Annotated in this window: 13 protein-coding genes and 2 pseudogenes; 13 read left to right on the top strand and 2 right to left on the bottom strand. The window is 72.4% G+C overall.

Annotated features, from left to right (window positions below):
• Positions 1-64 (bottom strand): annotated as a pseudogene (locus ABZ281_RS16455) (hypothetical protein); the annotation flags it as partial.
• Here ABZ281_RS16455 and acsA point away from each other — a divergent pair.
• From acsA to ABZ281_RS16430, 5 genes are read left to right on the top strand one after another with little or no spacing between them, the layout of a single operon-like run.
• Positions 35-1,843, top strand: a complete 1,809-nt coding sequence (gene acsA / locus ABZ281_RS16450) for an acetate--CoA ligase (RefSeq protein WP_356656050.1) — start codon at positions 35-37, stop codon at positions 1,841-1,843. The pseudogene ABZ281_RS16455 and the gene acsA sit on opposite strands and share 30 nt — an antisense overlap.
• Positions 1,840-2,925: a pyruvate dehydrogenase (acetyl-transferring) E1 component subunit alpha gene (gene pdhA / locus ABZ281_RS16445; protein ID WP_356656048.1), complete on the top strand. Its 1,086-nt coding sequence runs from the start codon at positions 1,840-1,842 to the stop codon at positions 2,923-2,925. Before acsA ends, pdhA begins: the two co-directional genes overlap by 4 nt.
• Before the next feature lie 2 nt (positions 2,926-2,927).
• Entirely contained in the window at positions 2,928-3,923 is a 996-nt protein-coding gene (locus tag ABZ281_RS16440; RefSeq protein ID WP_356656046.1) for an alpha-ketoacid dehydrogenase subunit beta, read from the top strand.
• Between the two features lie 2 nt (positions 3,924-3,925).
• Positions 3,926-5,353 (top strand): dihydrolipoamide acetyltransferase family protein, encoded by a 1,428-nt coding sequence (locus ABZ281_RS16435; RefSeq protein WP_356656044.1) that lies wholly within the window; start codon positions 3,926-3,928, stop codon positions 5,351-5,353.
• A complete protein-coding gene (locus ABZ281_RS16430; RefSeq protein WP_356656042.1) occupies positions 5,350-5,595 on the top strand; it encodes an acyl carrier protein in 246 nt (81 codons plus the stop codon). The genes ABZ281_RS16435 and ABZ281_RS16430 overlap by 4 nt, the downstream gene beginning before the upstream one ends.
• A gap of 27 nt (positions 5,596-5,622) precedes the next feature.
• Here the strand turns inward: ABZ281_RS16430 and ABZ281_RS16425 are convergent, their stop codons facing one another.
• Positions 5,623-6,492, bottom strand: a complete 870-nt coding sequence (locus ABZ281_RS16425) for a CBS domain-containing protein (RefSeq protein ID WP_356656040.1) — start codon at positions 6,490-6,492, stop codon at positions 5,623-5,625.
• A gap of 173 nt (positions 6,493-6,665) precedes the next feature.
• Between ABZ281_RS16425 and ABZ281_RS16420 the strand changes: the two genes are divergently transcribed.
• The 8 genes and pseudogenes from ABZ281_RS16420 to ABZ281_RS16385 all read left to right on the top strand — a co-directional run.
• Positions 6,666-7,151 (top strand): hypothetical protein, encoded by a 486-nt coding sequence (locus ABZ281_RS16420; RefSeq protein WP_356656038.1) that lies wholly within the window; start codon positions 6,666-6,668, stop codon positions 7,149-7,151.
• A complete protein-coding gene (locus ABZ281_RS16415; protein ID WP_356656036.1) occupies positions 7,151-8,146 on the top strand; it encodes a hypothetical protein in 996 nt (331 codons plus the stop codon). The genes ABZ281_RS16420 and ABZ281_RS16415 overlap by 1 nt, the downstream gene beginning before the upstream one ends.
• A complete protein-coding gene (locus tag ABZ281_RS16410; RefSeq protein ID WP_356656034.1) occupies positions 8,133-9,629 on the top strand; it encodes a V-type ATPase 116kDa subunit family protein in 1,497 nt (498 codons plus the stop codon). Before ABZ281_RS16415 ends, ABZ281_RS16410 begins: the two co-directional genes overlap by 14 nt.
• Positions 9,626-10,042 carry an ATP synthase subunit C gene (locus tag ABZ281_RS16405; protein ID WP_356656032.1) on the top strand — a complete coding sequence of 139 codons (417 nt, stop codon included), beginning with the start codon at positions 9,626-9,628 and terminating at the stop codon, positions 10,040-10,042. The genes ABZ281_RS16410 and ABZ281_RS16405 overlap by 4 nt, the downstream gene beginning before the upstream one ends.
• The gene (locus ABZ281_RS16400) at positions 10,039-10,272 is read left to right on the top strand and encodes a hypothetical protein (protein WP_356656030.1); all 234 of its coding nucleotides are present in this window, start codon (positions 10,039-10,041) and stop codon (positions 10,270-10,272) included. Before ABZ281_RS16405 ends, ABZ281_RS16400 begins: the two co-directional genes overlap by 4 nt.
• Positions 10,269-10,796: a hypothetical protein gene (locus tag ABZ281_RS16395; RefSeq protein WP_356656028.1), complete on the top strand. Its 528-nt coding sequence runs from the start codon at positions 10,269-10,271 to the stop codon at positions 10,794-10,796. The genes ABZ281_RS16400 and ABZ281_RS16395 overlap by 4 nt, the downstream gene beginning before the upstream one ends.
• A complete protein-coding gene (locus ABZ281_RS16390; protein WP_356656026.1) occupies positions 10,793-12,556 on the top strand; it encodes a V-type ATP synthase subunit A in 1,764 nt (587 codons plus the stop codon). The genes ABZ281_RS16395 and ABZ281_RS16390 overlap by 4 nt, the downstream gene beginning before the upstream one ends.
• A pseudogene (locus ABZ281_RS16385) lies at positions 12,553-12,864 on the top strand (hypothetical protein); the annotation flags it as partial. The gene ABZ281_RS16390 and the pseudogene ABZ281_RS16385, both read left to right, overlap by 4 nt.

The raw sequence follows: 12,864 nt of genomic DNA, 5'->3' as shown, positions 1-12,864 counted from the left end.
GAAACACCAGCCGCGCCCAGTTCCGCTCCTGCGCCTGCACCTCCGCCCAGTCGCCGAAGAGGGCCGACGCCATCCGGTTCCAGGCCAGGATGTCCCACCCCGTCTCACCGACTACGACCGGGCCCGCTCCGCCTTCACCTGGTCTCACGCGCGCACCGGACTGTCCGGGCTGCCCGGCGGCGGGCTCAACATCGCCCACGAGGCGGTCGACCGGCACGCGGCCTCTGACCACGCGGACAAGGTCGCGCTGCGCTGCGTCGCCCGGGACGACTCCGTCTCGGCCCTGACGTACGCGGAACTGGCCCGCCGCACGGCCCGCTTCGCGAACGTCCTCCGGTCGCTCGGCGTCGGCCACGGGGACCGGGTGTTCACTCTGCTGGGCCGCTGCCCCGAGCTGTACACCACGGTGCTGGGCACGCTGAAGAACACCAGCGTGCTCTGCCCGCTCTTCTCCGCCTTCGGCCCCGACCCGGTGGAACAGCGGCTGCGCCTCGGCGACGCCCAGGTCCTGGTCACCACTGCGGCCCTGTACCGGCGGAAGGTCGCCGATCGCCGGGCATCGGTTCCCGGGCTGAAGCACGTACTGATCGTCGGGCCCGGCGCGGAGGACCTGCCCGGCACCGCGTCGTTCGACGACCTGATGACCGCCGCACCGGCGACCTTCGCCATCCCGCCGACCTCGCCGGACGACATGGCCCTGCTGCACTTCACCAGCGGCACCACCGGCACCCCCAAAGGTGCGGTCCAGGTCCACGAGGCGGTGGTCGCCCACTACGCCACGGCCGCGTACGCGCTCGACCTGCACCCCGATGACGTGTACTGGTGCACTGCCGACCCCGGCTGGGTCACCGGCATGTCGTACGGGATCATCGCCCCGCTCGTCCACGGCGTGACGGTGGTCGTCGACGAGGGCGACTTCGACGCCCGGCGCTGGTACCGGATCCTCGGCGAACAACGGGTCACCGTCTGGTACACCGCCCCCACGGCCCTGCGCATGCTCATGCGCGCCACGCCCCGCCACGGCCCGTACGACCTGCCGCGCTCCTACGACCTGTCGGCCCTGCGCTTCATCGCCTCCGTCGGCGAACCCCTCAACCCGGAGGCCGTCGTATGGGGCCGGGACGTGCTGGGCCTGCCGGTGCACGACAACTGGTGGCAGACGGAGACCGGCTGCATCATGATCGCGAACTTCGCGGCCTGCGAGATCCGTCCCGGCTCGATGGGACGGCCGCTGCCCGGCGTCGAGGCGACGGTGTTGAGGCAGGGCGAGGACGGCCGGGCGCTGGTCACCGGAGGTCGAGTCACCGAAGTCCAACGCCCCAATAGCGAGGGTGAGTTGGCGCTGCGTCCAGGCTGGCCGTCGATGTTCCGCGGCTATCTGCACGACAAGGAGCGCTACGCGGCCGCGTTCGCGGACGGCTGGTACCTGACGGGTGACCTGGTCCGCCGGGACGCGGACGGCTGGTACTGGTTCGTGGGGCGCGCCGACGACGTCATCAAGTCGGCGGGGCACCTGATCGGCCCCTTCGAGGTGGAGAGCGCGTTGATGGAGCACCCGGCGGTGGCCGAGTCCGGGGTGATCGGACGGCCGGATCCGGTCGCCGGGAACGTCGTCAAGGCGTTCGTGTCGCTGCGTCCCGGTGTCGAGCCGACCCCTGAGCTGGAGCGGGAGCTGCTGGCGTTCGGCCGCCGCAAGCTGGGCCCCGCCGTCGCGCCGAGGGAGATCGCGTTCGACCGGAACCTGCCGAAGACCCGTAGCGGAAAGGTCATGCGCCGTGTGCTGCGTGCGCGTGAACTCGGTCTGCCCACGGGCGACTTGTCGACCTTGGAGGGAACGGCATGAGCGTGGCCCGCCCCGCCCGTACGCGGAAGGACTCGGCGCCCCCGAAGTCCGGCACGAAGACCAGGGCGGCCAAGGGGAAGACCGGTGCCGGACTTCCGTCCGAGCGCGAGACCACCGGACACCGGACGGATCTGCTGGCGTCGATGCTGCGCATCCGGCGCTTCGAGGAGCGGTGCGTCGAGCTGTACAGCGCCGCGAAGATCCGCGGGTTCGTCCACCTCTACATCGGCGAGGAGGCCGTCGCCGTCGGCATCAACGAAGCCCTGACGCCCGAGGACGCGGTCGTCTCCACGTACCGCGAACACGGTCATGCCCTGGCGCGCGGTATCACGGCCGAGGCCGTCATGGCGGAGATGTACGGCAGGACAACGGGATGCAGCGGCGGCAGGGGCGGATCGATGCACCTGTTCGACGCGAGCCGCCGCTTCTTCGGGGGCAACGCGATCGTCGCCGGCGGGCTCCCCCTGGCCGCCGGCCTCGCGCTCGCCGACCATATGCGCGGACAGCCGAACGTCACCTGCTGCTTCTTCGGCGACGGGGCCTTCGCCGAGGGCGAGTTCCACGAGACCGCGAATCTGGCGGCCCTGTGGAAGCTGCCCCTGCTGCTGGTCTGCGAGAACAACCTCTACGCCATGGGCACAGCCCTGGAGCGGCACGAGGCGCAGACCGATCTGGCCATGCGCGCCGCGTCCTACGGCATGGTCGCCTGGGCCGTGGACGGCATGGACGTCGAGGCCGTCGAGCACGCCGCCGGACGGGCCGTCGAAGGCATCCGGACCGGCACCGGGCCGCATTTCCTGGAACTGCGCACCTACCGCTTCCGCGCCCACTCGATGTACGACCCGGACCGGTACCGCCACAAGGCGGAGGTCGAGCAGTGGAAGGAGCGGGACCCGATCAGCCTGCTCACGGACCGCATGCGCGAGAACGGTGAGCTGGGCGACAAGGAATTGGCCCGGATCGAACAGGGCATCACAGACGAGATCGACCAGGCTGTCGAAGCGGCGGAACAGGCACCCGAGGAACCGGTGGACCAACTGCTCCGCCACGTCACGAGTTCCTCGACTCAGGCGGTGAGTTGACCATGGGCGCCGGCGGAACGGACGAGGCGAAGACGACCTACCGGGAGGCGATGCGCGAGGCCCTCCGGGATGCGATGCGCTCCGACGACCGGGTCTTCCTCATGGGCGAGGACGTGGGCCGGTACGGCGGATGCTTCGGGGTCAGCCTCGGCCTGCTGGAGGAGTTCGGCCCCGAACGCGTCCGCGACACCCCGCTCTCGGAGTCCGCGTTCGTGGGCGCCGGCATCGGCGCCGCCCTGTCCGGGATGCGGCCGGTCGTCGAGATCATGACCGTCAACTTCAGCCTGCTCGCACTCGACCAGATCCTCAACAACGCCGCCACCCTGCTGCATATGTCGGGCGGCCAACTGCCCGTACCGCTCGTCATCCGCATGACCACGGGCGCCGGACGGCAACTCGGCGCCCAGCACTCGCACAGCCTCGAAGGCTGGTACGCCCACATCCCCGGCATCCGTGTCCTCGCCCCCGCCACCCTCGAGGACGCACGGCACATGCTGGCCCCGGCGCTCGCCGACCCCGACCCGGTGCTGATCTTCGAGCACGGAAGCCTCTACAGCGTCTCCGGTGAACTCCTCCCGTCCACCGCCCCCGTGGATCTCGACCACGCCGCGATCCGTCGCCCCGGCACCGACATCTCCCTGATCACGTACGGCGGTTCACTGCCCAAGGCCGTCGCGGCGGCGGACGAGCTGGCCGCCGAAGGCGTCAGCGCCGAAGTGATCGACCTGCGCACGCTCCGTCCCCTCGACGGCGCGGCCATCGCCGCTTCGGCGGCCCGTACCCATCGTGCCGTAGTGATCGACGAGGCATGGCGGACCGGAAGCCTCGCTGCCGAAGTGTCCGCCCGCATCGCGGAAGAGTCGTTCTACGACCTGGACGCACCCGTCGAGCGGGTGTGCAGCGCGGAGGTGCCCATACCGTACGCCCGGCGGCTGGAGGAGGCCGCTCTGCCCCAGGTAGCCGACATCGTCGCGGCCGCCCACCGGGCGGTGGACTGATCATGGCCGAGTTCACCATGCCGTCCCTCGGCGCGGACATGGACGAGGGGACGCTCCTGGAATGGCTCGTGGGGCCCGGTGACCTCGTCCACAAGGGAGACCCGGTCGCGGTCGTCGAAACCGCCAAGTCGACCATCGAGGTGGAGTGTTTCGCAACCGGGGCCATGACGAAGCTGCTCGTCGAGCCCGGAGCGACGGTGCCGGTGGGCACGCCGCTCGCGTTGATCGGACCGGCCGAGGAACGACGAACCGTCCGTCACGGACCGACGAAGGGCAAGCCTTCCGAGCCCGCCGAGCCCAGCGAGCCCACCGAGATCCCCGAGCCCTCCGAGCGCCCCTCCCCACAGCCTGAGCCCGTCCCGGTCCCGGTGTCGCCACCCTCCGCCGCTCGGCTGCCCGGACACATCGAGGCCGGCCCCTTGGCCCGGCGCCTCGCACAACAGAGCGGCGTCGACCTGGAGGCGCTGCACGGCTCCGGGCCCGGTGGACGCGTCACCCGAACCGACGTCGAACACGCGGCAGCCGCCCGATCCAGTACCGAACCACAGCGTGTACGGGCCACCCCCCTCGCCCGGCGGCTCGCTGCCGAACTGGGCGTCGACGTCGCCACAGTGACAGGGACGGGCAGGCAGTCGGCCGTCCGGGCATCGGACGTACGCCGGGCAGCGCCCGGCCCATCAGCCCTGTCCCCGCCCGCGCCTGCGGCCGCCGCACCCGCACGCCCTTCCCCCGTACACCCTTCTGCCCCAGGCCCGTCCGAAGACCGGACTACGGCCATGCGCCAGGCGATCGCCGGCTTGATGAGCCGCGCCAACCGGGACATCCCCCACTACTACCTCTCCACCACCGTGGACATGGCCGCCGCGACAAACTGGCTGCACGAGCACAACCGGCGCAGCCCGGTCGGTGAACGGCTGCTCCCCGCGGCCCTGCTGCTCAAGGCGGCGGCCCTGGCGGCGCGGGAGGTCCCAGAACTCAACGGCTTCTGGACCGATGGCCACTTCACGGGTGGCGAGGGCGTACATCTCGGCGTGGCCGTGTCCCTGCGTGGCGGCGGGCTTGTCGCCCCCGCCCTGCATGACGCCGACGCCCTGGAGCTCCCCCTGCTGATGGCCGCCCTGAAGGACCTGGTCACCCGGGCCCGCACGGGCAGGCTGCGGGGGTCCGAGGTGTCCGACGCCACGATCACGGTCACCAATCTCGGCGATCAGGGCGTGGAGACGGTCTTCGGCGTGATCTACCCGCCGCAGGTGGCCCTGGTCGGCTTCGGGCGGGTGGTCGACCGGCCGTGCGCCGTCGACGGGCTGCTGGGCGTGCGCCCCGCGGTCACAGCGACCCTCTCGGCCGACCACCGGGCGACGAACGGCGCCGTCGGGGCCCGCTACCTCACGACGGTAACCCGTCTTCTGCAGAACCCGGAGCAGCTGTGAACCGAACCGAAGCACTGGACCTGGTCAAGGCGTCGATCACCGACGTCATCCCTGACGCCGATGTCGCTGCGCTGGGGCCCGACGACGCATTCCGCGACGCTCTCGAGATGGACTCGCTGGACTTCCTGAGTTTCGTCGAGGTGCTCAGCGACCGGTCGGGCGTGCGCATCGAGGACGAGGACACCTCCCGGCTGTCCACGCTGTCCGGCAGCACCGACTTCCTCGTCTCCCACACGCGGTAACGCGCCAGATGGACGATCTATGGACGATCACGGCTCAGACGCTTCGGTGTCGTCGACGACCCCGACCACGTCGTCGATACCGCGCACCGACGCGATCAGTTCAGCGGCAACAGCCTTGTCCAGCCGCCCCGCCATGGTCACCACGCCGTCCTCCACGGTGACCGCGACCGGGCGTGGATCCAGCAGGTGCTGACCGATCAGGGACTCGACCTCGGTCCGAATCTCCGCATCGTCACGGATCAGGGCGCGCAGCAGATCGCGCCGGGTCACCACACCGACGAGCCGGCCGCGGTAGTCGGTCACGGGCAGCCGCTTCAACCGCGTGTGGGCGGCGGTCCACGCGGCGTCCGCCACTCGTTCCGCCGGATGGGCGGTGACCGGCGGGAAGGTCATCAACGTGGCCGCCGTGTCACCGTGCCCCTTCTCGTAGAGGCGGTGCTGCCACAGCCTGCCGACTGCTCCGTGCCTGCGCGGTTCCGCCATGACGGCCGCCTTGGCGAGCAGGTCCGACTCCGAGACGACACCGATCACATGGTCGTCGGCGTCGACCACCGGCAGGGCGCTCGCCTGCTCGCGGGCGAGCGTGTGGGCCACGTCCACGAACGGCATGTCGCCGGGGACGGCGACCGCCGGGACCTGCATGACGTCCCGTACATGGAGGGTGACGGGTGCCCGTCCCGAGGGCCCGCGCGCGGAAGCGTCCTGTGGCGGTCCGGACTTCGCCGTGCCGGAAAGGGTCTCGGGCTCCTCGGCGCTCCTTGCCGATGCCGCCGCGGCGACTGCTGCGAGGTATCGGCCCAGTGCGCCCTGGCGGGGTTCTTCCTGGGGTGTCCAGGGGCGGCCCGGCGTGCTGCGGCGGACTTCTTTCTCCGCGGAGCTGTGTTCCAAGTCGCTCACGGCTGCCTCCCGGGGACACCGTCCACCCATGGGGCCAGTTTCGCATCGATCGAGGGGCGTGGCCTGCGGGCCGAGTGGCCCGCGGCGGGACAGGCGGGCCTGTGCGGCACGACAAGTCACCGCCCGGAGGGGAGACTGAAAGCGGGGGGCTTGGGCCGACGCGAGGAGAGTTGGTGACGGGTTTCCGGGACTTCCTGACACGGTTCCGGTCGGCTGCCTCGCCCGGCCGGGCCGCGCCGAGCGGTGTCGGTGTCCCGGCGGACCGCTCCGCCGAGCTCCGTGCGGAACTCGCACCGCCTCTGGCCTTGCTGGAACAGGCGGAGGCAGAAGCCCGGGCCATACGCGAACAGGCCGACGACGACGCCTCGTCACGCCGTCAGGAAGCCGAAGGGCAGGCCGAGACGATGGTGGCCGAGGCGCGTGCGGAGGCCCGCCGGGTACGCGCACGCACCGCCGAGCAGGTGCTGCGTGCGGCCGAGGGCACGGCAGCGGCACTGCTCGCCGAAGCGGATCGTGAGGCCGTCGTCGTACGCGACCGGGCCAGGAGCCGTGTGCCCGCGCTCGCCGATCGAGCGCTCGCGCTGGTGCTGGAGGACCTCGAAGCGGAGCAGGGACGCCAGGCTCCCGAACGGGGGCACCCCCAGGAAGGCGACCTTTGATGAGCGCCGGATGGGTGGCCGGCGTGACCCGGGCACGGGCTCTGCGGACCAGGTGCCTGGGCGCGGAGGGCATCAGGGACGTGGCAGCGTCCCACACCCTCGATGATGCCCTGCGCTACTTGGCGGCCACTCCCTACCGGCACGGTGTCAGCCCGGGGCACGGTGTCAGCCCGGGCGCGACGCCGGCCGAGGCCCAGCGCGCGGTCTCGGCGACGCTGCTGTGGCATCTCCGGGTCCTCGCCGGCTGGCAGCCGGCCACCGGCGCCGACGCCATCCGGGCGCTCGCCGCCGGGTTCGAGATCTCCAACGCCCGACACCATCTGCGGCCCCTCTCGGCCGAGGACCCGCGCACCGCCTCGGCCCGCGCACCGGACTTGGACACAAGACGCCTGCCGCCCTACCGCCTTGGCGCCCTGGCGACCGCCTGGACAAGGCTCGCCCACACCCGTACGCCGACTGAGCTGCGTGCCGCGCTGGCCGCTTCCGTCTGGGGCGACCCCGGGGACGAATCCCCGGCCGCGGTCGCCACCGGTATGCGCGTCTCCGCCGCCATACGGCTCGCCACCGCCGTTCCCGACGCGGCGCCCTGGGCGGCGGCCCGACTCGCCCTGTTGTTCGCCCGCGAGGTGTTCGTCGTCGGACGCCGGCTGCCGGACGTGTCCGTCAGCCGGGCGGCTCGTCTGCTCGGCCCGCGCGCGGTGGGGGCGAGATCGTACGCCGATTTCCGGCAGGCGCTGCCGACCACCGCGAGGTGGCTGCTGGACGACGTCGACGAGGCGGCGGACCTGTGGCGGGCGGAGGCACGATGGTGGAACGCGGTCGAGCGGGACGGCCGGGAACTGCTGCGCCGGTCCCACTTCGGTCCCCAGCCGGTGGTCGGGGCTGTGGCGCTGCTGTCCGTCGATGCGTGGCGGACCCGCGGGGCGCTGGAACTCGCCGCCCGGGGCGGTGGCCCCGGGGACTGGTCGGCGGAGGTGCTCGATGCTCCGCGCTGAGGCGGCGGTCCCGGTCCGGATGCGCAGGGTGGCCATCGTGGCCCCCGAGCAGGCGCTGCGGGAAAGTCTGGTGCGAATCGCCGAGTCGGGCTGCGTCGAGGTAGACCTTGCCGGGGACGGCGGGCCGGAGGTCCGCGGACCGGCGGCGACGCGCCTGCAGCGGCTGCGCGCCGAGTCGGCACAACCGGTGCTCTGCGGGGCTCCCCCCGATCTGGACGTCCTGGAGCGCGAGGGCCGGGCCGACCTGCTGGCAGGCGAGGCGCAGTTGGAGGAACGGGTCGGCAGCGCGGTCCGGCACGGTGAGGTGGCGGCCCTGGCCGGCTGGTGTCCGGAGACGGAGGTAGGCGCCACGGCGGCGCGCATCGCCGGTGCCGGGGGCGCGCTGGTGCCCCTGCGGGCTCCGCGCGGTGTCGATCCGCCGACCTTGCTGGCCGGAGCGGACACCGCATCTCCGGCGTACACGGCGACGCCCGTGCGCCGTTCCTTCACGCCTCTCGTCACCACGTACGGAACCGTGCCCTACGCCGACCTCGACCCCACCATGGCGGCCGGAATCATCTACGTGGTGATGTTCGGCCTGATGTTCGGTGATGCCGGGCACGGGCTGCTGCTGGTCGCCCTCGCGCTCCTGCTGCGGGCGGGACGGCCGCGCCGGTTGACTGCGTTGCGCCCGCTGTGGCCCTTCGTCGCCGGTGCCGGGCTTGCCGCCACCGTGGCCGGGGTGGCGTACGGCGAGTTCTTCGGCCCGACCGGGGTGCTCCCCGTGCTGTGGCTGGAGCCGCTGGAGGAGCCCATGCTGCTGCTGGCCGTCGCCGTCGGGCTCGGCGCCGTACTGCTCGGTGGTGCCTACGCTGCGGGGATCGTGAACAGGTGGCGGGAGGGCGGACCTGCGTCTGCCTTGTACGCGACGACAGGAATCGCCGGCGCTGCGCTCTATCTCGGTCTGGCCGTCGGCGCGGGGTATGTGTGGCTCGGTCAGGTGGCGTACGGCGTCCTGGGTGCCGTGATCGCCGTCGTGGGACTGGCTCTGGCAGGGACGGGACTGTACGCGAGGACGGCGGGCGGGCCGGGCGGTGCTGTGCAGACCGGCATTCAGCTCTTCGACGCGGTGGTCCGGATCGGCTCCAACGTCGTGTCCTTCGCGCGGCTCGCTGCCTTCGGCCTCACCCATGCCGCGCTCGGCGCGATCGTCTGGGACGGCACGACGGCTCTGGCGGGCCGGGGCCCGGTCGGCGTGGTCGCCGCGCTGCTGGTGTTCCTCATCGGCAACGCCGTCGCCTTCTCACTGGAGGCGCTGGTGGCCGGTGTCCAGGCACTCCGGCTGGAGTTCTACGAACTGTTCTCCCGGCTCTTCGAGGGCGAGGGCCGCCCCTTCCGGCCCTGGCATCTGCCCGTGCAGTACGTCAGCGGGCCGGACGCCGCCGGGCCGCCCGCACCGGAGGAGACCGTCCGATCAGGCCCGGCGAGGAAGGAGTCATCGTGATCACCTGGTTCTTTGCCCTGCCCGTCATCGTGGCGGGATTCGTGGCCGTACGCCTTGTGCTGCGGCGCTCGGGCCGGACAGCCCTGTGGTGGATGGTCGCCGCGGACGCCGTGCTGCTGGTGGCGGCCACCGTGGTGCTGACCCTGGCACTCGGCAGTGGATCCGCGCAGGCCGCGACCACGGCGGCGCAGGACTCCGGCTCCGGATCGGCCGCCCTGATCGGAGCCGCGATCGCGGTGGCCGGGGCGACGATCGGCGCGGGCATCGCCGTCGCCTACACCGGCGCGGCGGCCCTCGCGGCACTCAGCGAACGGCCCGAACTCTTCGGCCGGGCCATGGTCATCGTCGGCCTGGCCGAGGGCATCGCCATCTACGGGCTGGTCGTCGCGGTCATCCTCATCGGGAAGGCATGACCATGGGCCGCGTCGCCGCCCTCGGAGAGCGGTCCAGGGTCTTGGGCCTGGCCCTTGCCGGGGCGGTCGTCCTGGTCGCCGACAACGCAGAGACCGTCCGCCGGGTCTGGCGCAGCCTGCCGGACGGCATCGACCTGGTGATCCTCACACCCGCCGCGGCCGAGGCACTGGAGCCGGACCCCGCAACGCCCGGTGGCCGCCGCCCGCTGACCGCCGTGATGCCGCCATGACGACCCCGGCACCCGAGCAGACGACAGACGCGCTCTCGCCGGTCCGGGCGGGGCTGTTGCGGGCAGCTCACGCCGATGTGGAGACGCTCCTGGCCCAGGCCGAGCGGGAGGCCGCAGCACGGCTCGACCAGGCTCGCGCCGAGGCTCGGGCCATCCTCGACGAGGCCCGGCGGCAGGGCGAGGCCGACGGCTCGGACGCCGCCCGGGACCTTCTCGTCAGGGCCCGGCGGGACGCCAGGTCCCGCACGCTCGCCGCTCGCCGGGAGGCGTACCAGCAGTTGCGCCACGAGACCGCCGAGCGGGTCCGCGCCCTGCGCGGGACCAATGGCTACGCCTCCCTACGGGCGTGGCTGGAACAGCGGGCTCGTGTCCTCCTCGGTTCCGCAGCCGAAATCAGCGAGCACCCCGACGGGGGCGTGGTGGCCCGAGCTCCGGGGAGGTGGGTCGACCTCTCGCTGACCACGCTGGCCGACCGCGCGGTGGACCGCATGAGAGGGGAGGTGCGAAGCCTGTGGAAGCCGTGACGAAAGACTCCGGGACACGTCAGCGACAGACTGACCGGCAATCGGTCTCCCGGATCCTGCGCGTCACCGGACCGCTCGTGGAGATGGAGTACACGGGCGGCATCGCGATGTACGACCTGGTCTCGATAGGCCCCGCCCGGTTGCCCGGAGAGATCGTGGCCATCAGTGGACACGTGGTCACCGTCCAGGCGTACGAGTACACCGGCGGCCTTGCTCCGGGACAGACGGCGCTGCCCCAGGGCCGTCCGTTGTCGGTCCGCCTCGGCCCCGGACTGCTCGGTGGAGTCTTCGATGGTCTGCTGCGCCCCCTGTCCGGTGCCGGCGACTGGCTGTTGCCCGGCGCGCAACGCAACACGGCTGAGGACCGGACCTGGTCCTTCCGCCCTTTCGTGGCGCGGGGCGAGCAGGTGGCCGAGGGGCAGGTGCTCGGAGAGGTCCGCGACGCGGGGTCCCTGCGGGTGAAGGTCCTCGTGCCGCCGGGCGGCGGGGGCACGGTCGAGGAGGTCGCCGGGGCCGGGGACCACCCACGGGACGCCGTGGTGGCTGTGGTGGGCGGAACCGAGGTGACGGTCGGCGCCCTGTGGCCTGTGCGCCGGCCGCGTCCGGTGCGGGAGCGCGTCGACAGCCACGAGGCCCTGAACACCGGCCAGCGGGTGATCGACCTGCTCTTCCCCGTGGCGCGTGGCAGCACGGTGGCGGTGCCCGGCGGCTTCGGCACCGGCAAGACGATGCTCCTGCAGCAGATCGCCAAGTGGTGCGACGCGGACGTCATCGTCTACGTCGGCTGCGGGGAGCGCGGCAACGAGATGGCGGACGTCATCACCGAACTGGCGGAGCTTGAGGACCCGCGCACGGGCGGACGCCTCGCGGACCGCACCGTGACGATCGCCAACACCTCCAACATGCCGATGATGGCCCGCGAGGCGAGCGTCTACACGGGGATGACGGTCGCCGAGTACTTCCGGGACATGGGCCTCGACGTGGTGGTCATCGCCGACTCGACCTCCCGGTGGGCCGAGGCGCTGCGCGAGTTCGCCTCCCGCACCGGCGCGCTGCCGGCCGAGGAGGGCTACCCGGCCGGGCTGGCCTCCGCCATCGCGGCCTTCTACGAACGGGCCGCGGCCGTGACCACGCTCGGAGGCGACCGGGGATCGGTGACGGTGATCGGCGCGGTGTCACCACCCGGCGGCGACATGACGGAACCGGTGACCGCGCACACCGAACGCTTCGTCCGCTGCCTGTGGACCCTGGACCGCGACCTCGCCTACGCCCGCCACTACCCGGCGGTTTCCTGGGCGGGGTCCTTCTCCCGGGACGTGCCGGTCCTCGCCGCCGGACACCGGGCAGCCGGCGACCCGGCATGGACCCGGCGCCGCGACCGGGTGGGAGCGGTGCTGGCGGAGGCCGACCGGCTGGCCGACCTCGTCGACCTGATCGGCATCGCCGCCCTGCCCGCGCGGGAGCGGATCAGCGTGCTGGCCGGGAGGCTGGTCCGCGAGGGCGTGCTGCAGCAGAGCGCCCTGTCGGAGCGGGACGCGTTCTGCGGGCCGGAGAAGACGGCCGCGCTGGCCGACGCCGTCCTCGCGGTCGCCGACCGCTGCCGCGAGCTGGTGGACTCCGGCGTCCCGGCGGCCTCGGTCGAGGAGGTCGACTTCGGGCCGCTGCTGCGCGCCCGCGAGGACACCGGCCCGCAGGACGCCGCCGGAGTGGCAGCGCGGCGGGACGCCATGCTCGCCAGGTTGGAGGATGTGCGGCCATGAGCCTGACCGGTGGGATCGAGTACACGTCGATACGTGAACTGCGGGGGCCGCTCGCGATCGTCGAAGGCGTGAGCGGGATCGGCTGGGACGAGTACGTTCGCATCACCCTCGCCTCGGGCGAACTCCGCCACGGCGTGGTCCTGGACGCCGACCGCGACCTGGCGGTCGTCCAGGTACTGGAGGGCACCGCGGGCATGGGCCCGGAGGGTGTCCGGGCGGCCTTCTCGGGCAGCCCCGTGCGCGTCCCGGTCGGCAAGGTGATGCGGCGCGACGACCCGGACCGGTTCTCGTTCCTGGTGATCGGTGAC

Source organism: Streptomyces sp. NPDC006265 (genome assembly GCF_040613555.1).
Classification (GTDB): Bacteria; Actinomycetota; Actinomycetes; order Streptomycetales; family Streptomycetaceae; genus Streptomyces.
This window is presented reverse-complemented; position numbering and strand designations above follow the sequence as displayed.